At 62.6% G+C, this 20,414-nt stretch carries 25 protein-coding genes and 3 tRNA genes; 14 read left to right on the top strand and 14 right to left on the bottom strand.

The genetic code is table 11. The features are described 5' to 3' along the window. The first annotated feature begins 89 nt into the window (after positions 1 to 89). The 13 genes from uvrB to ACVOLR_RS05355 all read left to right on the top strand — a co-directional run bounded on the left by uvrB (position 90) and on the right by ACVOLR_RS05355 (position 12,319). On the top strand, positions 90 to 2,105 hold the full coding sequence (gene uvrB, locus ACVOLR_RS05415) for an excinuclease ABC subunit UvrB (RefSeq protein WP_481535529.1): 2,016 nt from the start codon (positions 90 to 92) through the stop codon (positions 2,103 to 2,105). Between the two features lie 97 nt (positions 2,106 to 2,202). After that, a tRNA-Val gene (locus ACVOLR_RS05410) sits at positions 2,203 to 2,277 on the top strand. Between the two features lie 115 nt (positions 2,278 to 2,392). After that, positions 2,393 to 2,467, top strand: a tRNA-Val gene (locus tag ACVOLR_RS05405). A gap of 356 nt (positions 2,468 to 2,823) precedes the next feature. Continuing rightward, complete coding sequence (locus ACVOLR_RS05400) at positions 2,824 to 3,975, top strand: agmatine deiminase family protein (protein ID WP_481535528.1); 1,152 nt, start codon at positions 2,824 to 2,826, stop codon at positions 3,973 to 3,975. A gap of 491 nt (positions 3,976 to 4,466) precedes the next feature. Continuing rightward, positions 4,467 to 6,371, top strand: a complete 1,905-nt coding sequence (gene thrS / locus ACVOLR_RS05395) for a threonine--tRNA ligase (protein WP_481535527.1) — start codon at positions 4,467 to 4,469, stop codon at positions 6,369 to 6,371. A 68-nt stretch (positions 6,372 to 6,439) separates the two neighbouring features. Then, positions 6,440 to 6,964, top strand: a complete 525-nt coding sequence (gene infC / locus ACVOLR_RS05390; protein ID WP_313319538.1) for a translation initiation factor IF-3 — start codon at positions 6,440 to 6,442, stop codon at positions 6,962 to 6,964. Between the two features lie 287 nt (positions 6,965 to 7,251). Beyond that, positions 7,252 to 7,449 (top strand): 50S ribosomal protein L35, encoded by a 198-nt coding sequence (gene rpmI / locus ACVOLR_RS05385; RefSeq protein WP_002811096.1) that lies wholly within the window; start codon positions 7,252 to 7,254, stop codon positions 7,447 to 7,449. A gap of 10 nt (positions 7,450 to 7,459) precedes the next feature. Then, a complete protein-coding gene (rplT, locus tag ACVOLR_RS05380) occupies positions 7,460 to 7,819 on the top strand; it encodes a 50S ribosomal protein L20 (protein WP_054657697.1) in 360 nt (119 codons plus the stop codon). Between the two features lie 200 nt (positions 7,820 to 8,019). After that, positions 8,020 to 9,015 (top strand): phenylalanine--tRNA ligase subunit alpha, encoded by a 996-nt coding sequence (gene pheS / locus ACVOLR_RS05375; protein WP_481515573.1) that lies wholly within the window; start codon positions 8,020 to 8,022, stop codon positions 9,013 to 9,015. A 126-nt stretch (positions 9,016 to 9,141) separates the two neighbouring features. Beyond that, positions 9,142 to 11,523, top strand: a complete 2,382-nt coding sequence (gene pheT / locus ACVOLR_RS05370) for a phenylalanine--tRNA ligase subunit beta (protein ID WP_481535526.1) — start codon at positions 9,142 to 9,144, stop codon at positions 11,521 to 11,523. A 21-nt stretch (positions 11,524 to 11,544) separates the two neighbouring features. Then, positions 11,545 to 11,844, top strand: coding sequence for an integration host factor subunit alpha (locus tag ACVOLR_RS05365; RefSeq protein ID WP_054657702.1), 300 nt, complete (start codon positions 11,545 to 11,547; stop codon positions 11,842 to 11,844). After that, complete coding sequence (locus ACVOLR_RS05360; RefSeq protein ID WP_303746832.1) at positions 11,825 to 12,181, top strand: MerR family transcriptional regulator; 357 nt, start codon at positions 11,825 to 11,827, stop codon at positions 12,179 to 12,181. The genes ACVOLR_RS05365 and ACVOLR_RS05360 overlap by 20 nt, the downstream gene beginning before the upstream one ends. 61 nt (positions 12,182 to 12,242) lie before the next feature. Continuing rightward, positions 12,243 to 12,319, top strand: a tRNA-Pro gene (locus tag ACVOLR_RS05355). Between the two features lie 83 nt (positions 12,320 to 12,402). Here the strand turns inward: ACVOLR_RS05355 and ACVOLR_RS05350 are convergent. The 4 genes from ACVOLR_RS05350 to ACVOLR_RS05335 are packed head-to-tail and all read right to left on the bottom strand — an operon-like array spanning position 12,403 to position 14,112. Continuing rightward, complete coding sequence (locus ACVOLR_RS05350) at positions 12,403 to 13,500, bottom strand: tyrosine-type recombinase/integrase (RefSeq protein ID WP_481535525.1); 1,098 nt, start codon at positions 13,498 to 13,500, stop codon at positions 12,403 to 12,405. Positions 13,501 to 13,506: 6 nt separating this feature from the next. Continuing rightward, positions 13,507 to 13,704: a hypothetical protein gene (locus ACVOLR_RS05345; protein WP_481535524.1), complete on the bottom strand. Its 198-nt coding sequence runs from the start codon at positions 13,702 to 13,704 to the stop codon at positions 13,507 to 13,509. Continuing rightward, a complete protein-coding gene (locus tag ACVOLR_RS05340) occupies positions 13,701 to 13,904 on the bottom strand; it encodes a hypothetical protein (protein ID WP_481535523.1) in 204 nt (67 codons plus the stop codon). The genes ACVOLR_RS05345 and ACVOLR_RS05340 overlap by 4 nt, the downstream gene beginning before the upstream one ends. Further along, positions 13,888 to 14,112, bottom strand: coding sequence for a hypothetical protein (locus ACVOLR_RS05335; RefSeq protein WP_481535522.1), 225 nt, complete (start codon positions 14,110 to 14,112; stop codon positions 13,888 to 13,890). The genes ACVOLR_RS05340 and ACVOLR_RS05335 overlap by 17 nt, the downstream gene beginning before the upstream one ends. A 347-nt stretch (positions 14,113 to 14,459) precedes the next feature. Here ACVOLR_RS05335 and ACVOLR_RS05330 point away from each other — a divergent pair, with 347 nt between their 5' ends. Then, positions 14,460 to 15,077, top strand: coding sequence for a hypothetical protein (locus ACVOLR_RS05330; RefSeq protein ID WP_481535521.1), 618 nt, complete (start codon positions 14,460 to 14,462; stop codon positions 15,075 to 15,077). A gap of 5 nt (positions 15,078 to 15,082) precedes the next feature. Here the strand turns inward: ACVOLR_RS05330 and ACVOLR_RS05325 are convergent, their stop codons facing one another. From ACVOLR_RS05325 to ACVOLR_RS05280, 10 genes are all read right to left on the bottom strand, one after another. Then, positions 15,083 to 15,514 (bottom strand): dATP/dGTP pyrophosphohydrolase domain-containing protein, encoded by a 432-nt coding sequence (locus tag ACVOLR_RS05325; RefSeq protein ID WP_481535520.1) that lies wholly within the window; start codon positions 15,512 to 15,514, stop codon positions 15,083 to 15,085. After that, positions 15,511 to 16,860 (bottom strand): reverse transcriptase/maturase family protein, encoded by a 1,350-nt coding sequence (locus ACVOLR_RS05320; RefSeq protein WP_481535519.1) that lies wholly within the window; start codon positions 16,858 to 16,860, stop codon positions 15,511 to 15,513. The genes ACVOLR_RS05325 and ACVOLR_RS05320 overlap by 4 nt, the downstream gene beginning before the upstream one ends. Then, positions 16,857 to 17,297: a four helix bundle protein gene (locus ACVOLR_RS05315; protein ID WP_481535518.1), complete on the bottom strand. Its 441-nt coding sequence runs from the start codon at positions 17,295 to 17,297 to the stop codon at positions 16,857 to 16,859. Before ACVOLR_RS05315 ends, ACVOLR_RS05320 begins: the two co-directional genes overlap by 4 nt. 24 nt (positions 17,298 to 17,321) lie before the next feature. After that, positions 17,322 to 17,747: an Lcl C-terminal domain-containing protein gene (locus ACVOLR_RS05310; RefSeq protein WP_481535517.1), complete on the bottom strand. Its 426-nt coding sequence runs from the start codon at positions 17,745 to 17,747 to the stop codon at positions 17,322 to 17,324. Positions 17,748 to 17,782: 35 nt separating this feature from the next. Next, positions 17,783 to 18,328, bottom strand: a complete 546-nt coding sequence (locus tag ACVOLR_RS05305) for an Lcl C-terminal domain-containing protein (RefSeq protein ID WP_481535516.1) — start codon at positions 18,326 to 18,328, stop codon at positions 17,783 to 17,785. Next, positions 18,325 to 18,618 (bottom strand): helix-turn-helix domain-containing protein, encoded by a 294-nt coding sequence (locus tag ACVOLR_RS05300; protein ID WP_481535515.1) that lies wholly within the window; start codon positions 18,616 to 18,618, stop codon positions 18,325 to 18,327. The genes ACVOLR_RS05305 and ACVOLR_RS05300 overlap by 4 nt, the downstream gene beginning before the upstream one ends. 7 nt (positions 18,619 to 18,625) lie before the next feature. Beyond that, positions 18,626 to 18,892: a hypothetical protein gene (locus tag ACVOLR_RS05295; RefSeq protein ID WP_481535514.1), complete on the bottom strand. Its 267-nt coding sequence runs from the start codon at positions 18,890 to 18,892 to the stop codon at positions 18,626 to 18,628. A gap of 107 nt (positions 18,893 to 18,999) precedes the next feature. Next, positions 19,000 to 19,485: a hypothetical protein gene (locus tag ACVOLR_RS05290; RefSeq protein ID WP_481535513.1), complete on the bottom strand. Its 486-nt coding sequence runs from the start codon at positions 19,483 to 19,485 to the stop codon at positions 19,000 to 19,002. Continuing rightward, positions 19,482 to 19,889: a hypothetical protein gene (locus ACVOLR_RS05285; protein WP_481535512.1), complete on the bottom strand. Its 408-nt coding sequence runs from the start codon at positions 19,887 to 19,889 to the stop codon at positions 19,482 to 19,484. Before ACVOLR_RS05285 ends, ACVOLR_RS05290 begins: the two co-directional genes overlap by 4 nt. Then, positions 19,886 to 20,167, bottom strand: a complete 282-nt coding sequence (locus ACVOLR_RS05280) for a hypothetical protein (RefSeq protein ID WP_481535511.1) — start codon at positions 20,165 to 20,167, stop codon at positions 19,886 to 19,888. Before ACVOLR_RS05280 ends, ACVOLR_RS05285 begins: the two co-directional genes overlap by 4 nt. Positions 20,168 to 20,414 lie beyond the last annotated feature (247 nt).

Below are 20,414 nucleotides of genomic sequence, written 5' to 3'. Positions count from 1 at the left end.
GTGTCGTGGCTGAACGTGGGGGTATTGCTGGGTGAGGGGTCATGCCAGAGCTGGCTATACTTCGAAGTCCACTCCGGTCAGCGCCCGCCATGTCCGACAGCTTCCAGCTCGTATCGCCGTATTCGCCCGCTGGCGACCAGCCGGCTGCCATCGAAAAGCTGGTGGCCAACTTCGAAGCGGGCATTGCCAAGCAGACGCTGCTGGGTGTGACCGGCTCGGGCAAGACCTATACCGTCGCCAATGTGATTCAGCAGGTGCAGCGCCCGACACTGGTGATGGCGCCGAACAAGACCCTGGCCGCGCAGTTGTACGGCGAGTTCAAGGCGTTCTTCCCGAACAACGCGGTGGAGTACTTCGTAAGCTATTACGACTACTACCAGCCCGAGGCCTATGTGCCTTCGTCGGACACCTTCATCGAGAAGGACAGTTCGATCAATGAACACATCGAGCAGATGCGTCTGGCGGCAACCAAGACACTGCTGTCGCGGCCGGATGCGATCGTAGTGGCGACTGTGTCGGCCATCTATGGCCTCGGTGCGCCGGAAGACTACCTGTCGCTGCGCCTGATCCTGTCCAAGGGTGAGCGTATCGATCAGCGCGATCTCATCAAGCACCTGACCCAGTTGCAGTACACCCGCAACGAGTACGAACTGCAGCGAGGCACCTTCCGCGTACGCGGTGAGGTGATCGATGTGTTCCCGGCCGAGCTGGACAGCGAGGCGCTGCGCATCGAGTTGTTCGATGGTGATATCGAGCAGCTGAGCATGTTCGATCCGCTCACCGGCGAAAGCCTGCGCAAGATGCAGCGCTACACCATCTATCCGAAGACCCACTACGCGACCACGCGCGAGCGTGTGCTGGCGGCGGTTGAGACCATCAAGGTCGAGCTGAAGGAGCGGCTGGAGCAGTTGTACGCGCAGAACAAACTTGTCGAAGCGCAGCGCCTGGCGCAGCGCACCCAGTACGACCTGGAGATGATGGCCGAGGTTGGCTACTGCAACGGCATCGAGAACTACTCGCGCCACCTCACCGGCAAGGCGGCTGGCGATCCGCCGCCGACCCTGTTTGATTACCTGCCTGCCGACGCGCTGCTGGTCATCGACGAATCGCACGTGACCATCCCGCAGATTGGCGCCATGTACAAGGGCGACCGCTCGCGCAAGGAAACCCTGGTTGAATTCGGTTTTCGCCTGCCCTCGGCGCTGGACAATCGTCCGCTGCGTTTCGAAGAATGGGAGGCGCGTTCGCCGCGTGCGATCTATGTTTCGGCAACGCCGGGCCCGTACGAGCTGCGCGAGTCTGGCAACGACATCACCGAGTTGGTGGTGCGCCCGACCGGTTTGATTGACCCGCAGGTGGAGATCCGGCCGGTCGGCACCCAGGTTGACGACCTGATGTCGCAGGCAAACGAGCGCATCAAGATGGGCGACCGCGTGCTGGTCACCACGTTGACCAAGCGCATGGCCGAGAACCTCACTGAGTACCTGAGCGAACACGGCATCCGCGTGCGTTACCTGCACTCGGATGTGGACACGGTGGAGCGCGTGGAAATCATCCGCGATCTACGCCTAGGCAAGTTCGATGTGCTGGTCGGCATCAACTTGCTGCGCGAAGGCCTGGACATGCCAGAGGTATCGCTGGTCGCGATCCTCGATGCCGACAAGGAGGGCTTCCTGCGTTCAACCGGCTCGCTGATCCAGACCATCGGCCGCGCCGCACGTAACGTGCGCGGCAAGGCCATCCTGTATGCCGACAAGATGACCCGCTCGATGCAGGCGGCGATCGACGAAACCGACCGTCGTCGGCAGAAGCAGGTGGAGTACAACGAACAGCATGGCATCGTGCCGCAGTCGGTGGTGCGGCCCATCGTCGACATCCTGGAAGGTGCACACGAGGAAAGCTCGCCCAAGTCCAGTGCCAAGGGCAAGGGGCGTCGCGTGGCCGAGCCCGAGAGCGATTATCTGCCGCTGGAGCCGGCCAAGCTGGCCGCGCGGCTCAAGGAGCTGGAGCAGACGATGTACCAGCACGCCCGCGATCTGGAGTTCGAGGATGCCGCGCGTATCCGCGACCAGATCCATCGCCTGAAGGAGGCGAATCTGGGCTGAAGCGGCCTGATGTGAAATTTTTCGCGAAAACGGTTGTTCTTCGTGAAGAGCAGGGTTAAGATACGCGCCCTCGCAGCGAAGAAATTGTTGCTGAGACGGGCGGTTAGCTCAGCGGTAGAGCACTACCTTGACATGGTAGGGGTCACAGGTTCGAACCCTGTACCGCCCACCACTTCCCTGGGAAGTGGCCACAAAAGCCCGGCACCGGCCGGGTTTTTTGTTTACAGGTGATGTTGTAGGTTGCGGTACGGGTGAACGACCCTCGCAGCAGAGATTGGCTTCAAAACGGGCGGTTAGCTCAGCGGTAGAGCACTACCTTGACATGGTAGGGGTCACAGGTTCGAACCCTGTACCGCCCACCACTTGAAACCCGACACAGCGGTTTCGGTGGAATCACTTGAAGAGCGAATCAGGCCTCTGGGCTTTGCATTTCGCCTTGTCTGCCCGGAGGCTTCCGTGGCAATCCGAATTCATTCGTTGATGTTCATGGATGGGCGCTCTTGCTTGGTATGGTGCTGCGTGGGTTTCGCCTGTGGCTGGTGTCGTGAGGGAGTTCCGCCGGCCGTCGCTCGCGACAGCGCCTTCATCAGCTGGGCGGGACTATCCGCTTGTTCTGTGGAGTACGGGCTCTGCTGGCGCCTTCTGCGTCGGTAGTGCCCGGTTCACATGTGCCTGCCGACTGTCTGGTGAAATCGCCGCCTATCCTTGAGATGATGTGATGTTGAACCGTAGGCAATTTCTTGCGCAGCTCTCCGTTGGCCTTGGCGCGGCGGCATCCATCAAGAGTGGCTTGTGCGCGCCGTTGGATGCAGCAGCGGGGCAGGGCTGGCGCTTGCCGGCGGAGGAGGTGCCGCAGGAGCGTGTATTTCTTGCCTATGCCGCATCCAAGGCTGTCTGGCGTGACTGGGCCGCCCCTGTGAACAGGACGGTTGCCCTGCTTGCCAGGACAATTTCCCGCTATCAGCCGGTCACCATTCTGTGCCGGGAGGCGCAGGAGGCTGAGGCGCGGCGTGCCTGCGGAAATACCAACATCCGCTACATGCCGATGCCGCTCGATGACATCTGGGTGCGCGATTACGGCGGTTGTTTTGTGCTCGGGCGCGATGCGCAGCTCGGGCTGGTTGATTTCAACTTCAACGGCTGGGGGCGCAAGCAGGCCTTCGCAGGCGATACCGCTGTGGCGAAGACGCTGAGCGCAGATCTGCAGGCGCGCTATATGCGCAGCCGCCTCACTGGTGAAGGTGGTGGCATCGAAGTGGACGGTGACGGCACCGCGATCATGACCGAGAGTTGCTGGGTCAACGAAAACCGCAACCCGGGCATGAGCAGGGCGCAGATCGAAGCAGAGCTGAAGTCCCTGCTTGGTCTGCGCAAGATCATCTGGCTGCCGGGAATCAAGGGGCAGGACATCACCGATGCCCATGTTGATTTCTATGCGCGCTTCGCGGAGCCGGGTGTGGTCATCGCCAATCTGGACAATGACCCCGACTCCTATGATTTCGCCGTTACCCGTCGGCACCTGGAGATACTCCGGGCGGCTACCGACGCTGCCGGGCGACGCCTGCAGGTGCACACGCTGTCGCCGCCCGAGGCGCCGCGTGACAACGTCTACACGCGCGAAGCCGACTATGCGGCGGGTTACATCAATTTCCTGCCGATCAATGGTGCGGTCATCGCTCCCGAGTTCGGTGATGCAGAGGCGGATGCGCGCTGCAGGGATCTGCTGAAGTCGCTCTATCCGGGGCGGGAGATCGTCCAGATCAATATCGATCCGATCGCCGCCGGTGGCGGCGGCATTCACTGCGTGAGCAAGAATCTTCCGGTTTTCGGAGGGGCTCGGCGCCAGGCGGGCGCGGCTGGGCGCGGATGATTGGGTCCTGCGTGGAGCTGGGCGGGCGGAGTGGTGATTGTTGAAGGGCGCGGACTACCGGGTGTGTTCCCTTATGTGTTGATTTCATTGACTCTATCCACGTTTCAAGTCGGTGCCAGGTTGCTTGGTGGGCGCCGTTGGAGTGGGTTGATTCTGGTGAAGTTCCGCCGCAGAGGTGGGCGTTCAGCCTGATGGGGCTGAGGGTGAGCCGGGGCGCGGAAAGGCCCCAGAGCAGGTTTCCCCCGATTGGTTTAATATCTCCATAACAACCCCTTCGGCAATCGAGGTGGCCCGCGCCAAGCGCCGGCCGAGCGTGTGACATGAGCACTACCATCGCCCACTGCTGATCTCCGCCACCGCCCTGATGCAGGCGCCGTCGTGGCGCTTTTTTATTGCCCAGAATTCCAAGAAACTCCATGAATTCCCGTAAAGCCGCGCCACTTGGCGTTGCTTTCAGCCCGCCCGGCGGGTCGTGACCTTTGGTGAACCCCATGATCAACATCACTCTCCCAGACGGCAGCGTCCGTCAGTTCGAAAACCCGGTCAGCGTCATGGACGTTGCCCAGTCCATTGGTGCGGGCCTGGCCAAGGCCACCATTGCCGGCGCCGTGGACGGCGTGCAGGTCGATGCCAGCGACGTGATCGATCACGACGCTTCGCTGCGCATCATCACCGCCAAGGACGAGGAGGGTGTGGAGATCATCCGCCACTCCTGCGCCCACCTGGTCGGTCATGCCGTGAAGCAGCTGTACCCGGATGCCAAGATGGTGATCGGTCCGGTCATCGCTGAAGGCTTCTACTACGACATCTACAACGAGCGCCCGTTCACGCCGGAAGACATGGCGGCGATCGAGAAGCGCATGGGTGAGCTGATCGCGCAGGATTACGACGTGATCAAGAAGGTCACGCCGCGCGCGGAGGTGATCGAAATCTTCAAGGCGCGTGGCGAGGACTACAAGCTGCGCCTGATCGAAGACATGTCCGATGACGTCACCGCGATGGGCATGTACTACCACCAGGAATACGTGGACATGTGCCGCGGTCCGCACGTGCCGAACACGCGCTTCCTGAAGTCCTTCAAGCTGATGCGCATCTCCGGTGCGTACTGGCGCGGCGATGCCAAGAACGAACAGCTGCAGCGCATCTACGGCACCGCATGGGCCGACAAGAAGCAGCTCGAGGCCTATATCAAGCGCATCGAAGAGGCTGAAATGCGCGACCACCGCCGCATCGGCAAGCAGCAGGACCTGTTTCATCTGCAGGAAGAGGCGCCGGGCCTGGTGTTCTGGCACCCGAAGGGCTGGTCGATCTGGCAGGTTGTCGAGCAGTACATGCGCAACGTCTACCGCGAGAGTGGTTACGGCGAAGTGCGTTGCCCGCAGATCCTCGACGTGAGCCTGTGGAAGAAGTCCGGTCACTGGGACAACTACCAGGACAACATGTTCTTCACCGAGTCGGAGAAGCGCACCTATGCGCTGAAGCCGATGAACTGCCCGGGTCACGTGCAGTTGTTCAACCAGGGGCTGCACAGCTACCGCGACCTGCCGATCCGCTACGGCGAGTTCGGTGCCTGCCATCGCAATGAGCCGTCCGGCGCGCTGCACGGCATCCTGCGCGTGCGCGGTTTCACCCAGGACGACGGCCACATCTTCTGCACCGAGAGCCAGGTTGAAGCCGAAGTGACGGCCTTCCACCAGCAGGCGCTGGCGGTGTACAAGGCGTTTGGTTTCGAGGAAATCCAGATCAAGATCGCGCTGCGTCCGGAATCGCGTCTGGGTGACGACGAGACCTGGGACAAGGCCGAAGGTGCGCTGCGCACCGCGCTGTCCAGCTGTGGCGTCGAATGGCAGGAGCTGCCGGGCGAGGGTGCGTTCTACGGCCCGAAGATCGAGTACCACTTGAAGGACGCCATCGGCCGCACCTGGCAGCTGGGCACCATGCAGGTCGATTTCATGATGCCGGGTCGCCTTGGCGCTGAATACGTGGACGAGAGCAGCCAGAAGCGCCATCCGGTGATGCTGCACCGGGCGATTGTGGGCTCGATGGAGCGTTTCCTGGGCATTCTGATCGAGCAGCACGCCGGTTCGTTCCCGACCTGGCTGGCGCCGGTGCAGGTGATGGTGGCCAATATCACCGACGCCCAGGCCGATTACGTCGAGGAAGTTCGCAAAAGCCTTGCAAATCAAGGCTTCCGGGTTGACGCCGATTTGCGCAACGAGAAGATCGGCTATAAGATTCGCGAGCATACGCTGCAGCGCGTACCGTACCTGCTGGTCATTGGTGACCGCGAGAAGGAAAACGGGGCCGTGGCGGTACGCACGCGGTCCGGTGAAGACCTTGGTTCGATGTCGGTTCAGGCCTTCGTCGAACGGCTGCAGGCAGAATTGAAACATTGAAGTAAGTAGGGCCCCGGCCCCGGCGGACACTCCGCAGGGCCGGTACTAATCCACTTGGAGATTGCAATATCAGTATCCCTGACAACAAACAGAACCGCCGTAATCAGGAAATCCGGGTGCCGCGCGTACGCGTGATCGGCAGTGACGGTGAAATGATTGGCGTGTTGTCGCGCGACGAAGCGCTGTCCATGGCCGAAGACGAAGGCCTGGACCTGGTTGAAATCCAGCCGCAGGCCGATCCGCCGGTCTGCAAGATCATGGATTTCGGCAAGTTCAAGTTCGAAGCGCAGAAGAAGGCCAACGAGGCCAAGAAGAAGACCAAGCAGGTCGAGATCAAGGAAGTGAAGTTCCGTCCGGTAACGGACGAGGGCGACTACCAGATCAAGCTGCGCAAGATGCGCGGTTTCCTCGAAGAGGGCGACAAGATCAAGGTCAACATCCGCTTCCGTGGCCGCGAAATGAGCCATCAGGAACTGGGTCGCGAAATGGCCAACCGGATCGAGGCTGATCTGGGTGAGGACATCGTGATCGAGTCCCGTCCGCGCCTGGAAGGCCGGCAGATGGTCATGATGATCGCGCCGAAGAAGAAGTAAGCCGTCGGCCCTCGGGCCTGCTGCTTTGCTGAACAGGGAGGGGCTTCGGCTACCTCCCTGTTTGCATGCCTGTTCAGCCATTTTGGGTGCCAACCTGCTTGCAGTTTGCAAGTGGCTGGTGCGCAAGGCATAATGGGCGGCCCGGTTCGCCGGGTTTGTTGTTTGCTTCACCCAGGACCTGCCTGCCTCCAGTGGGAGTGTGGGCTTTAAACAGACAAGGGCAGGGACGGAAAGTGTGGGTAAAACCACCGCCCAGTCAGTGAAAAGAGACCATCAAGGACATAGCAATGCCCAAGATCAAGACCAACCGGGCGGCGGCCAAGCGTTTCCGCAAGACCGCCTCCGGCAAGTACAAGTGCGGTCACGCCAACCGTAGCCACATCCTCACGAAGAAAGCGACCAAGCGGAAGCGTAACCTGCGTCAGACGAATCACGTCCGCGCAGAAGACGCAGGCCGTCTGGACCGTATGCTTCCCTACCTCTGAGGACTGAACCATGGCACGAGTAAAGCGTGGTGTGCAGGCGCGCCGCCGCCACAAGAAAGTATTGGATCTCGCCAAGGGCTATTACAACGCCCGTCGCAAGGTCTTCCGCGTTGCCAAGCAGGCAGTCATCAAGGCACAGCAGTACGCCTACATTGGCCGTAAGCAGAAGAAGCGCAATTTCCGTTCGCTGTGGATCACCCGCATCAATGCGGCTGCCCGCATCAACGGCCTGAGCTACAGCCGTTTCATGAACGGCCTGCTGAAGGCTGGTATCACCCTGGACCGTAAGGTTCTGGCTGATATCGCCGTGCACGACGCAGCCGGTTTTGCCGCTCTGGCAGAAAAGGCCAAGGGCGCACTGGCGGCATAAGTTCTTCCTGCAGCAGTTGTAGCGTTCACGCGCAGCGGCTGTGGTGAGACAATGCATGGGGAAGGGCGCAAGTCCTTCCCCATTCTTTTTTGTGCTGGTTGCCGCTGCCGATGGTTGCGCGGCGGTCAGCCACTGGTGGCGACGGGGGTCGGCCCGGCGCGTACCGCGTAGGCAAGCCGGCCAGAGGTTTCGTCGATCCCATGAGTGACATCCAATCCTTGACCGCGCAGGCGCTGGCCGATGTGGCCGCGGCGCAGAGCCCGGAAACGCTGGAAAACCTGCGTGTTTCGCTGTTGGGCAAGAGCGGCAGCATCACTGCCCAGCTCAAGCAGCTTGGCGCACTGCCGGCCGACGAGCGCAAGGCAGCGGGCGAGGCGATCAACATCGCGCGCGACGCCGTGTCCTCCGCGTTGGGTGAGCGCAAGACGCTGCTGGAAAACGCCGCGCTGGATGCGCGTCTGGCCTCTGAAAGCATCGATGTCACCCTGCCTGGCCGTCATGGCGAGCGCGGCGGTCTGCACCCGGTCACACGCACCCTGGAACGCATCACCGAAATCTTCGCCCGCCTCGGTTACGAACTGTCCGAAGGCCCGGAAATCGAAGACGACTGGCACAACTTCGAGGCGCTGAACTTCCCGCCGCACCACCCTGCGCGCGCCATGCACGACACCTTCTACTTCGGCGATGGCCGCCTGCTGCGCACGCATACCTCCGGTGTGCAGGTGCGCTACATGGGCGAGCACAAGCCGCCGCTGCGCATGATTGCCGCCGGCAAGGTGTACCGCAGCGACAGCGACCAGACCCACTCGCCGATGTTCCATCAGGTCGAAGGCCTGCTGGTGGACGAGCACTCCAACTTCGCCGACCTCAAGGGCACCTTGTCCGAGTTCGTGCGTGCCTTCTTCGAGCGCGATTTCGAAATGCGTTTCCGCCCGAGCTACTTCCCGTTCGTGGAGCCGGGTGCGGAAGTGGACATCGCCTGGCAGCAGCCCGATGGCAGCACCCGCTGGCTGGAAGTGCTGGGCTGCGGCATGGTCCACCCGAACGTGTTGAAGTCGGTAGGCATCGATCCGGAGCGCTACACCGGCTTCGCTTTCGGTCTGGGCGTTGAGCGTTTCGCGATGCTGCGTTACGGCGTCAACGACCTGCGCGCCTTCTTCGAAAACGACGTCCGCTTCCTCAAGCAGTTCGCCTAAAGGCGAACTGTGTAGTGCCGAGCCACGCTCGGCAGCTTCTAAACGTTGACCAGCCCCAGGCGCAAAGCGCTGGGCATCAACAAAAGAAACCGCAACGGGAGGCGCGCCTCCCATCAAGGTAAACACATGAAATTCTCTGAAAGCTGGCTGCGCAGCCACGTACCGACCACCGCCTCGCGCGACGAACTCAGCGCCGTGCTGACTGCCATCGGTCTGGAAGTCGAAGAAGTCACCGCGCTGGGCGCAGGCCTGGATAACGTGGTGGTGGCGCGTATCGTTGAAGCTACCCGTCATCCGGAAGCCGATCGTCTGCAGATCTGCAAGGTCGACGCCGGCCAGGCTGAGCTGCTGCAGATCGTCTGCGGCGCGCCGAATGCGCGCCCGGGTCTGGTGGCGCCGCTGGCGATGGTTGGCGCGCAGATCGGCGAGCTGAGGATAAAGCCGGCCAAGCTGCGTGGCGTGGAATCCAACGGCATGCTGTGCTCGGCCAAGGAACTGGGTCTGGACAACGATGCTTCCGGCCTGCTGGAACTGCCCGACGATGCTCCGGTCGGCACCACGCTGGTCGAGTACCTCGGCCTGCCGGATTCCAGCATCGAGATCAAACTCACGCCCAACCGCGCCGACTGTTTCAGCGTGCGCGGCATCGCCTTCGACGTTGCTGCGGCTACCCGCAGCGAAGTGAAGCCGTTCGCCGCCGATGCGGTGCCTGCACAGGGTGCACGTGAGCTGGTCATCCAGCTAGACGCCGGCGCTGAAGCGCCGCGTTACCTCGGCCGGGTGATCGAAGGCGTCAATGCCGCCGCGACCACGCCACTGTGGATGGCGGAGCGTCTGCGCCGTAGTGGCGTGCGCCCGGTGTCACTATTGGTCGACATCACCCAGTACGTGATGCTGGAACTCGGTCAGCCGATGCACGCCTACGACCTGGATACGCTGAAGGGGCCGATCGCTGTGCGCCGCTCGCGCGCCGGTGAAAGCCTCAAGCTGCTCGACGGCCGCGACGCCGCGCTGGATGACAGCTTCCTGGTAGTGACCGACGCCGATCGTCCGGTCGGCTTGGCTGGCCTGATGGGCGGCTTCGATACCCGCGTCACCGATGCGACCAGCAAGGTGTTTCTGGAAGCGGCGCACTTCGCCCCGGCGGCGATCATGGGCCGTGGCCGCAAGCTCGGCCTGCACACCGATGCCGGTCATCGCTTCGAGCGTGGTGTCGATCCGCAGCTGCCGCGTACCGCCATCGAATACGCCACCAAGCTGGTGCTCGACCTAGCTGGCGGTACGCCGGCTCCGGTCACCGAAGCCGTGCGCGAAGCTGATCTGCCGGTCGCCGCCAGGATACTGCTGCGTCGCGCCCGCATCGTGCGCGTGCTCGGCATCCAGATTGAAGACGCTGAAGTCGAGCGCATCCTGCGCGCGCTTGGCATGCAGGTCGAGGCTGTTGCCGATGGTTGGAACGTCACCGGCCCGAGCCGTCGTTTCGATATCGCCATCGAAGAAGACCTGATCGAGGAACTGGCCCGTATCCACGGCTACGAATCCATCCCGACCACCTTGCCGGGCGGCGCTGCACGCATCGCCATGCCCAGCGAAACCCGTCTGGATGACCTCAGCGTGCGCCGCCAGCTGGTGGCCCGCGAAATGCTGGAAACCATCAACTTCGCCTTCGTCGATGCCGAGCTGCTGAAGCAGTGGCAGCAGAGCGAAGGTCTGGTTGGGCTGGCCAACCCGCTGTCGGCCGAGTTGGCGGTGATGCGTCCGTTGCTGTTGCCGGGTCTGGTGGCAACCTTGGGCCGCAACGTAGCCCGTCAGGCCGGTCGTGTGCGCCTGTTCGAGATCGGCCGCGTGTTCGCAGCGCAGGCCGGCGAGGGCAAGCCCGCGCCGAAGGAAACCGTTCGCGTTGCTGCTGCCGTATGCGGTGATGCTGCCACCCTGCAGTGGGGCGAAAAGGCGCGTAAGGTCGATTTCCATGACCTCAAGGGCGATCTGGAATCGCTGGCTGCTGCCTCCGGCGCAGCCCTGGAGTTCCGCGCCTCGCAGCGCCCGTATGCGCACCCGGCCCGCTCGGCGGACATCTGGCGCGACGGCGAATGCATCGGCTGGATCGGCCAGCTGCACCCGCGCCTGACCAAGGCGATGGAAGTGGATGCCGATGTCTACGCATTCGAGCTGGATCTGGCCCCGCTGGCCGCGCGCTCGCTGCCGCGCTCCAGCGAGCTGTCACGTTTCCCGGCGGTGCGCCGGGATCTGGCTGTGGTCGTGGCTGAATCGGTCAGCTGGGCTGACTTGTCGACAACCATCCGGGCTTCTGCTGGCGAACTGCTGCGTGAAGTGGCGCTGTTTGACCGTTATGTCGGCCAAGGCGTCGAGCCGGGCTTCAAGAGTTTGGCTATGGGCTTGATTTTGCAGGACAAGTCGCGCACATTGACGGACCGTGACGTGGAAGCCGTAGTCACCGATGTGGTGGCGGCGATTGATCATGGGCACGGCGCAAAGATCCGTGGCTGAAGCGGGATACAGGGAGCAGGCATGGCATTGACCAAGGCGGAGATGGCGGATCGGTTGTTCGACGAAGTCGGTCTGAACAAGCGTGAGGCCAAGGAATTTGTCGACGCGTTTTTCGATGTGTTGCGCGATGCATTGGAACAGGGACGTCAAGTGAAGCTGTCGGGCTTCGGCAATTTCGATCTGCGGCGCAAGAACCAGCGCCCGGGTCGCAACCCAAAGACCGGTGAGGAAATTCCGATTTCCGCCCGTACGGTAGTCACCTTCCGTCCGGGCCAGAAGCTCAAGGAGCGGGTGGAGGCATATGCTGGATCCGGGCAGTAACCGCGAACTTCCGCCGATTCCGGCCAAGCGTTACTTCACCATTGGTGAAGTAAGCGAGCTGTGCGACGTCAAGCCGCACGTGCTGCGCTACTGGGAAACCGAGTTCCCCAGCCTTGAGCCAGGCAAGCGCCGTGGCAACCGTCGTTACTATCAGCGCCATGACGTGCTGATGGTCCGGCAGATCCGCGGCCTGCTGTACGAACAGGGCTACACCATCGGTGGCGCCCGTCTGCGACTGGAAGGCGAGGGCGCCCGCGAAGAGTCGGCGCTGAGCAACCAGATCATCAAGCAGGTGCGCATGGAGCTGGAAGAAGTACTGCAACTGCTCCGTCGCTGAACTTTTTTGTGTGAAACCCGGTATAATCACCGGCTCGCCGCAAGGCGAAAGCAGTAACGATCGGGGCGTAGCGCAGCCTGGTAGCGCATCTGCCTGGGGGGCAGAGGGTCGTCGGTTCAAATCCGGCCGTCCCGACCAATTACTGTTTTAAGAACAAGGGCTTACGGCATTCGTCGTGAGCCCTTTTTCGTTGTGGTCACTAAGTGTCCACTATTCGTCCACTATCGAGGCAACGAAATGCCGGTGGAAACTGCTTGCCACGGCGCTTCATGGCCACCGAGATAGTGCTCGGTCATCGCCACATTGCTGTGGCCCATCAACGCCTGGATCTGCTCGTTGGTCCAGCCAGCTTCCTTCAGCAGGGCGCCACCCAAGCTCCGGATCTCATGGAAGGTCGGAGGGTTGTCCCCATCAATGCCGGCCGCATCGCGTGCCGTGGCGAACGCCCGTGACAGCTGCTCCGGTAACACCTGGGTGTGATGGTCCCGGTCTTTGGCTCGCATGTTGCTTGGCCGCGCCTTCTCCGGTAGCCGGTGGATCAGGTAGGGCGACACCACAGCATCACGGCAGCAGGCCAGCAGGTCGCCTAGAGGGCCGCTAGCTGCGATCTGTAGGCGGACGTTTGTGGAGCCTTCGGTTTTCGACGGCACCACCCAGAGCGCGCCATCGTGCAGGTCAGCGAAACGAGCGGAAACCACGTCCTCGCGGCGCAGCAGCGTGAGCAGCGACAGGTCCATAGCGTTCCGCACCCACTGCGGCGCGGCATCCCAGATTGCACGGTAGACCTCGATGGACAGGCGCTCGCGCTTTCGGCTGTGCGAGAACTTGCGGGTGGCCAGAGCCGGGTTGGTGTCGATCCAGCCTTCCTCCACGGCGCAAGCTAGAATCCAGCCAAGCACCAGGCGGAACTGCTGCCGTGCGCGCTCCGATTCGGTTACTTCGCGAATGAAGGTGGCACAGGCCTTCACCGTGACTTCGGCAACCGGCGTGGCGCCCAGGCCAGCCTCGATACGCCTGATGACGCTTTCGTATACTTCGGCGGTCTTGGGCGCCCACTTTCTGCCGGGAATGTCGTCGGTCCGAAATACTTTGATCGCATCGGCCACGGTCTCGCCCGGCGTAAGCACGGAAGCAATCAAATCGTTCCCGGGCATCAGCAGCGCATTGAGCTTCTTGGCTGCAGCAAAGGCCTTGGCCTTGTCCTTGCCCATGGAATGCTCTTTCCGAGTGATCGGGTGGCGGTACTTGAACCCGTCGCGGTGAGCGTAGAGGTTGGCCGGCCAGTCTCGGCGGCTCGGTTTGCGTGCACGTCCCATCATGGCAAGTTACGCCACTGCCAAGACGCTGGCGACCAGGTCGTCGCCATCAGCCAGCCATGCATGCTCATCGACGTACCACTGGCCGACGACCTTGGTTGCAGGGATCTTGCCGTTACGGCACCACCGGCCGAGCAGCTGGGCATCGGGCCGACTGTCCTCATCGAAGTACTTTTCCGCCCATTTTTGGGCAAGCATCAGCTTCATGATGCATCTCCTTGTTGCTGCTGATCGGCGATGGCATCCCATTGCGCCGCTTCGGCCAGGTAGTAGTTCACCCTTTCCTCTCGAACTGAGGCGGGGAAGTTGTATGCGACGCGCGCGGCATCAGCGGCCTCGCGATTCTTTTCAGCCAGCCACCGAGCACGGTGGCCGAATATGTCCAGCTGCTCAGCCTTTCGACGCATCCGAACGGCCTATCGCTTTGGGCTTGTCGGGCAAGGCGAAGAGGCGCTGCAGCAGCTGCTGATGCTGGGCCCGGCTCAGCTCCAAGGTGCTCTCGCACCCGACTGCCCGTATGTAGCCGCGGTAGTCGTCGACTGTCAGGCCCTTCTGGCCGTGCGCGAGCTGGCGTAGGGCTTTGATGAGCGGCTTGCTGATGCGGAAGTCACGCATCGCTCGCCTCCTGCGGGCTGTCCGCGTCCAGATAGCGCAGCTTCCACGTCGGATGAAAGGGGATCGCCAATTCGTCGTCGTCGAGCTGGATGCGCACGTGTCCGCCTCGGGCAGATCGGATCGTGCCTTGCACAGCCCTACCATTTCCAAGGTACTCAACGCGAGCGCCGCGCTTCGCGGGAACGCCGTAGTTCTTGCGGACCCAAGCCATATCACCGGCCATACTTCGCCCCCTGCGGGCGAGTTGCGATAGGTCCCCTTGCGCCCATGGCAAAATGCCGAATGAACCGCATTGAGAGGTGGATGTGAGCGTTAGCGTTGAGATAGGGAAAGCTGCTACTTGGGCCTTGGACTGGTCTGCGCTGTCCGCGATCCTCACTGGATTCGCGGGCCTCGCTGCCCTTGTTGTTGGACTTGGTCCTATCTGGCTGGAATCTAGGAGAAGAACTAAACAGGCCAAAGTGCTCGCTCAGGTGCTCGCCGATGAATTGGCTATTCAAGAGCTTTACTTGAGAGCCGCGATTGGAGTTCCCCGCGACGAGAGTGGGTATGTGACCGCTTGGGAGTACCGCGAGGTTTCCAACGCTACTTCGGTTCTCAACCCGCAACCTGTCATGGACCTCATTTCCTTCAGTCCGAATCTTCCCAGCGATGTGATCGCGGCTATCGCACAATGCTCGGCGATGCTCAGCATTGCGAAGCAGCGACGGATCTTTCTTGCTGACCCGGTTCTGGGTAAGAGATACAGCATCGCCGGAGATGCTGCGTGGTACCAGAGCGTCGCTAGAGACATTCATAGCTTGCGTCTGAGCCTCCACAAATGGATCGGAACCGAGCCGCAGAAGTTCGAGGACGACATCGTTGTCCTCTCGGAGAATCTGCGTGCCATTGCGCTTACTGAGCAGCTTGCTTGGGATGGGGAACAGTTTCAGAACGCGGTCAAGGGGGCGAAGGCCCGTTTCTAGAAGGCTCATGATTTCAACTCGCCGCTGCGGTCGTGCTCGATGGCCTTGTCAGCCGGCATGGTGCTCCAGTGCGGCCAGGTTCGGCCTTCGTTCTTTGTCTGCTTTGCGACGATGGCGGCGATGATTTCCTGTGGTGTTGCGCCGCTGCGCCATGCGCCGTCCAGCGCGAGAATGATCACGTCCACCCACTCCCGCAGATCGCCCGGGTCGGCCTCGATCTCCAGCAGCTCCTTGCGGATGTGATCGACGATGCCCGCTGCTCGGGTTCCCGGGCCAAAGGTGTGCGCTGAGAAGTAGCGCTGGCGCTCTAGGTGGGCGACTAGGTCAAACGGCGCCGCATCGCTGGTGCAAGCGCCGCTATGCGCTGGGCATGGGTGGCGCAGTGAGCCGTCTCCACTGGGGCAGGTGCAGGCAAGGGAGGGCTTGATATCGGTCACTTGGTGATCCTCAGTTGGATGTGCCGGCCTTCCCGGCTAGCGGAGAATTTGCGGGGCTGAGCTGCGGCGCGCAGCCAGGGATATCGGGTGTGCACTCCGGCCATGAGGCAGTGCGCGTTGGCGTGACGCAGATGGCCGCCGAAGCTGGAGACGCGCGCCGATATCTCGCGTAGCTCAGCGGGCGTGGCGCGCACGGTGTCGCCTTGCACGTGCTGCCCCTCCCACTCGGCCAAGGCCTGCTGCAGATGGGACACAACGCGCCGACGGGCGAGGGTGTGGGTCGGGTAGATGACGTAGCCGAGGAAGTCCAAGCCATCGGTCAGTCGGCAAAGCTTCTGCTCGGCCTTCAGTCGGAGCCCAAGCCGCTCCTGCAGGAACGCCTCGATCTGACCACGCCAGGTCGCCAGCTGCTCGCGGTCGTGGTGGAACAGCACGAAGTCATCGACGTAGCGCAGGTAGCGCTTCGCCTTGAGCTGGTGCTTCACGAACTGGTCTAGCGCGTCCAGATAGACGTTGGCGAAGAACTGGCTGGACAGGTTGCCGATCGGCAGGCCGCGCCCGGCGGGCGCGTTAGCGAGCCGCTTGTGCGGCGGAACCTGCGCGACCTCGGCGGCGGTTGCTCGGCACTGCACGCCTGCATGCAGCGGAGAGCGCCGCAGCAGCGCATGGGTGGTCTGCTGGACGCGGGCTGGCACCTTGCGTGCGTCCATGCGCTTGCGCAGCATCTGCCACAGCGTAGGGCGGTGGATGCTGTTGAAGAAGTTGGCCACGTCCAGCTGCAGATACCAGCCGCCACCTTGGCCGCTGTGAACCTGCCGGATGAACTCCTGGGCCCGGCGCACGGCAGCGTGGCTGCCACGGCCTTTCCGGTTCGCGTAGCTGTCGTGGATGAAGGTGGGCTCCCAGATCGCCTCCAGCTGCGGCACCAACCAGTGGTGCACAACGCGATCTGCGAAGTCCGGGGCGTGGATCTCCCGAGCCTTGGGGCGCAGCGCAACGAAGCATGTGGACGGACCCGGCTGCCATTGCCCGGCCTGCAACTGCCGTTGTAGTTCCAGCAGGCCATCGGCCCACCGGTAATCGAAGCGCAGCTGATTGAAGCTTGGAACCTTCTGGCGGCGTGCGCGCCGCCATGCCTGGTACAACTCCTGCAGGCCTACATCTCCCTGAAACTCACCGGCACGACGCACGGCCAACGCGAACCCGTTGTTGTTGCGGTGGTTGTTGTTGACGTTGCCGTTGTTGAAATTGACGTTCCACGCGGACGCCGAGGACCAGGCGGCCGCCTCCCCATACACTTGCGACCAGGCAGCGCAGCCCGGATGTGGATAGCGCTGCTTCGTCATGAGTTAGCCCTCGCAGGGGCGGTACGGGTACTCAGTTTCTCGCCACGCTGCGGTACGCCATTGGCTCGCGCATTCTGGGCATTGGGAGTGCTGAAGCGGCGGTTCCACCCGCCAGCTTGTGCGCCCAGCTCGTGAGCAAGGCGCGCCAGCATTTCGAATCGGCGGAAGCTGTTGAAGGCATGCAACAGCTTGGCCAACTGCAGGTGTTGCTTAAGCGCATCGATATCCCACACCAGCTGGCCCACCAGCTCTGCCTGTCGCGGCCGGTCGCTCCATGCCCGGTTGGCATTGGTGTAGACCGCCATGGCTTGCCTGCGCAGATCCGTGCCCACCGCGTAGCGGTGATAGCGCGGGAACTGGCGCACGGCCTTTTCTATCTCAAGCAGCAGGCGTTCTGCGGCCTTGATGATGGGTGGGGGCTGGAAGCGGGATGTCATTGGTCAGCTCAGCAAAGAGTCAAATCACTGACCGGCACGACGCACGGCCAACGCGAACCCGTCGTAGTCGCGGTGGAGGCTGCTGACGAGGCCGAGGTAGAAATGGACGAACCACGCGGACGCCGAGGACCAGGCGGCCGGGGTCTTGCTCCAGTACCAATCGTTCTGGATGTTCTGGAAGAAGTCCGTATCGATGGCTGGCTCGCAGCGCGAGCGGTCCACCAGCAGCGACAGCTCGTCGATGGTCGGCAGATCCCAATCGCTGTGACCGGCAAGCGTCAGGGCCTTCGCAGCGGCCTCGCACTGCTCCTGCGGCACGTCCGATTCGACGACGCTGGTGGCGGTGAAGGTCAGGCCGTGCTCCGGCAGTTCGACGGCGACCCAGTCGGTAGCGTCATTGGGCAGCTGCTGGCCGTCGGCGCCGATCTTGATGAACTTGATGTTGCTCATTCGGTAGTGCTCCTGGTGATATTCAAAAAGGCCAATTACTGACCGGCACGACGCACGGCCAACGCGAACCCGTGGTGGTAGCGGTGGGAGTCGTAGACGCTGCCGCTGCTGAAATCGACGCCCCACGCGGACGCCGAGGACCAGGCGCAGGGCGTGCTCGTCCAGTGCCAGCGGGGTTTGATTCCGGGGAACAGCGAGGTGTCGATTGCCGGTTCGTGGCGGGTGTCATCGACTAGGGCCGCGAGCTCGGCGCGGGTCGGCAGGCGCCAGTCGTTCACGCCCAGCAGGGGCAGCTCGCGGCAGCGGGCTTCGCACGCTTCCTGGGTGATGCCGTCATCGGCGGAATCCTTGCTGCCCAGCGACTCAACGGACCACATGAGGCCGGTGCTGTGGTCGATCACAGCGACGTGGTCGGTACGAGTGCTTCCCGCCGGCAGGTGAGTGCCGTCAGCCAGTACCTTGGTGAAGCCGCTCGCTTGCGGTACAGCTGCAAACCCGTCCACCGCCAGCAAGGTCATTGCTGGTTCGCGGGGGCGGATGACGATGTCCGCCGTGGCGGTTGAGATGGTGATGTCGTTCACGCCGTTTGTTCCTTCTTGGATTGGCGGTGGGTGTACCGGGCGCGGCCCGGCAGGTTTGGAATGAGCAGAAGCTGATCTGTGGTGACGCTGTAGCGGGCAACGCGGCAGGGCTTGCCCTTGCGGTTGTTGACCACGATTTCTGTGGAGTGGATCGGGTGGCCTTGCTGCCGCAGGTCGTAGATGCGCGCGCTGGCTCTGGCGATGCCCAGCTCCTGGAAGATCTCGGTAGCTGTCATCGGTCGCTTGGTGAGCGCTGCGAGCAGTTCGTCGCACTGGGCTTGGTCGGTCATGGATGCCTCACAGACTCAGTTGCAGCTGGGCGAGCTCAGACGGGAATACCGAACGCTTCGCGGGTGTTCTGCGCTTCGCCGCGCGCTGCCCGTGCACAAGGCACCACTCGGCGTGTGCTTCTTCGAAGGTAAGGTGCCTGGCGGTGTTGCTGCAGGCACATTCCACGCTGTGGCCACCGCCGGCCGACGGGCGGCGTAGGTCGAGCATGTGACGCGCCGCGTGGCCTTTGCTGCAGGGAGTGATCGGCGGCTGCTCTGTGATCATGCGTTGCATGTGCTTCTCCTATTTGCCGTAGGCCAGCAGCGCGAGAAGGACGCCGGCGATGGCGGCAGCTGCCAGGGTCACAAGAAGGGTTCCGAGGAATTCGCGGGTGGAGTGCTTCATGGCGCACCCCCGACGAAAGCCAGGTCATAGATGACGCAGCGCGCCCGGGCGGCCGAGGGGGAGTCGGCACTGACCGCAGAGAGGGGGACAACCGCAGTTGCCCGGGCGCATGCGCTTGGAACGGGGTAGGAGCCGCTGGCGACCGCATCGACGGCGTCGAGCGCGTCTTGCCAGCGGCGGGCTGAGAAGTCGGCAGTCAGTGCCACGGCAACGCCAGCGGCGCAGTTCGGCACGCGGTCGGCGACACGAAAGCCATTGAGGGCGGTTGCCGCGATGGTGCCGCGTAGTCCCCAATCGTCGTGGTCAGCGAGCTCGTAGACGGCGAGGGCGGCGCAGATGCGCGGGCTGCTGATGACCAGGTCTGCCGGGATGGTCACTTCGCCATCGGTGGCGACCTCAGCGGCCGGGGAGGGCTCGGGCTGGCCGGTGGCGGCGCAGCCGCCAAGGACGAGCAGCAGGGAGGCGAGGAGGGCGCGGATCATGCGGCACCGCCGTGGATCTGGCTGCTAACCCAATCGCGCATGCGTCCCCAACGAGCCTCGGGCGTCTCGGCGTTCCATGAGGCCTCGTCGTTCATAAAGACGATTTCGGCAACCATCGCTGGAGCAATCCCGAAGGCTTGTGCGACCGCATCGCGGTCGGTGGGATCAAGCGCGCCCATTTCAATACCGCGCTTGGAGCCGATAACGCCGAGAGTGCAATGGCACCCATCAACCGTTTGTAGCTCGTCGGCGATCAGCTTCTTGATCGGCATTGCGTCGAGAGCATCACGAAGCTCGATCAAGAACTCCTGGCCCCGCTTGCCACGCAGCGCGGCGTTTACTGCTCCGCGCCAGCAGATCAGACTCCAGCTCACGCAATCGTCGCTGTACCCCGAGCGGCTCATGCAGCACCGCCAATGCCAGCACCAGGAAGGCGCACGCGGCGGCGAAAGTGTTCCATGCGGCAGTCATGCGCCCACATGCCGTTGAACACACGGAGGAAGTCGCCGTGTAGGCGACTGAAATCGAACCTCAGAGCGCCTTCCTTGGTGGCCGCGTAGAGGAAGTCCGGGCACTCATCCTTGAATCTACGCTTGAGTCGGCCCTCGAAGGCGAGGAAGAGCCGGTAAGCCGCGCGCGCTGCGCGGTAGAACGCTTTCCATTGCTGACGTGCGGTCGCCATGAACCTGATCTCCAGCCCCTGCCCGGAATGGGTGTGTCGCGGGGCGATGGAGTGATTAAACAAGACGTTTAACTGTAAGTCAACAGCATGTTTAATTCATGCGCTCGGCTGGTCCCGCCGGTTGGACGGGATGCGGCGCATAGCGAACATTGATGCGGCCGCCGAGCCTACCTCTAGGTCCGGCTTAACTTCGGCTTGCTAGCCGGACCCAGCCGCCCTAGCATCCAGCTTCAGTAAGGGGAAATCC

This window comes from Stenotrophomonas sp. STEN030 (assembly GCF_056759995.1).
The sequence above is the reverse complement of the archived record's forward strand: the minus strand, read 5'-3'. Positions and strand labels throughout refer to the sequence as shown.

Excerpts from the sequence above, each read along its gene's own strand:
- ACVOLR_RS05365 (WP_054657702.1), top strand. The coding sequence starts at position 11,545 with ATGGCATTGACCAAGGCGGAGATGGCGGATCGGTTGTTCGACGAAGTC.
- ACVOLR_RS05360 (WP_303746832.1), top strand. The coding sequence starts at position 11,825 with ATGCTGGATCCGGGCAGTAACCGCGAACTTCCGCCGATTCCGGCCAAG.
- pheS (WP_481515573.1), top strand. The coding sequence starts at position 8,020 with ATGAGTGACATCCAATCCTTGACCGCGCAGGCGCTGGCCGATGTGGCC.
- ACVOLR_RS05345 (WP_481535524.1), bottom strand. The coding sequence starts at position 13,704 with ATGAAGCTGATGCTTGCCCAAAAATGGGCGGAAAAGTACTTCGATGAG.
- rpmI (WP_002811096.1), top strand. The coding sequence starts at position 7,252 with ATGCCCAAGATCAAGACCAACCGGGCGGCGGCCAAGCGTTTCCGCAAG.
- ACVOLR_RS05320 (WP_481535519.1), bottom strand. The coding sequence starts at position 16,860 with ATGACGAAGCAGCGCTATCCACATCCGGGCTGCGCTGCCTGGTCGCAA.
- ACVOLR_RS05285 (WP_481535512.1), bottom strand. The coding sequence starts at position 19,889 with ATGAGCCGCTCGGGGTACAGCGACGATTGCGTGAGCTGGAGTCTGATC.
- ACVOLR_RS05310 (WP_481535517.1), bottom strand. The coding sequence starts at position 17,747 with ATGAGCAACATCAAGTTCATCAAGATCGGCGCCGACGGCCAGCAGCTG.
- ACVOLR_RS05290 (WP_481535513.1), bottom strand. The coding sequence starts at position 19,485 with ATGATCCGCGCCCTCCTCGCCTCCCTGCTGCTCGTCCTTGGCGGCTGC.
- ACVOLR_RS05340 (WP_481535523.1), bottom strand. The coding sequence starts at position 13,904 with ATGCGTCGAAAGGCTGAGCAGCTGGACATATTCGGCCACCGTGCTCGG.
- uvrB (WP_481535529.1), top strand. The coding sequence starts at position 90 with ATGTCCGACAGCTTCCAGCTCGTATCGCCGTATTCGCCCGCTGGCGAC.
- ACVOLR_RS05350 (WP_481535525.1), bottom strand. The coding sequence starts at position 13,500 with ATGATGGGACGTGCACGCAAACCGAGCCGCCGAGACTGGCCGGCCAAC.
- ACVOLR_RS05300 (WP_481535515.1), bottom strand. The coding sequence starts at position 18,618 with ATGACCGACCAAGCCCAGTGCGACGAACTGCTCGCAGCGCTCACCAAG.
- pheT (WP_481535526.1), top strand. The coding sequence starts at position 9,142 with ATGAAATTCTCTGAAAGCTGGCTGCGCAGCCACGTACCGACCACCGCC.
- ACVOLR_RS05280 (WP_481535511.1), bottom strand. The coding sequence starts at position 20,167 with ATGGCGACCGCACGTCAGCAATGGAAAGCGTTCTACCGCGCAGCGCGC.
- thrS (WP_481535527.1), top strand. The coding sequence starts at position 4,467 with ATGATCAACATCACTCTCCCAGACGGCAGCGTCCGTCAGTTCGAAAAC.
- rplT (WP_054657697.1), top strand. The coding sequence starts at position 7,460 with ATGGCACGAGTAAAGCGTGGTGTGCAGGCGCGCCGCCGCCACAAGAAA.
- ACVOLR_RS05295 (WP_481535514.1), bottom strand. The coding sequence starts at position 18,892 with ATGCAACGCATGATCACAGAGCAGCCGCCGATCACTCCCTGCAGCAAA.
- ACVOLR_RS05400 (WP_481535528.1), top strand. The coding sequence starts at position 2,824 with ATGTTGAACCGTAGGCAATTTCTTGCGCAGCTCTCCGTTGGCCTTGGC.
- ACVOLR_RS05315 (WP_481535518.1), bottom strand. The coding sequence starts at position 17,297 with ATGACATCCCGCTTCCAGCCCCCACCCATCATCAAGGCCGCAGAACGC.
- ACVOLR_RS05335 (WP_481535522.1), bottom strand. The coding sequence starts at position 14,112 with ATGCGTGACTTCCGCATCAGCAAGCCGCTCATCAAAGCCCTACGCCAG.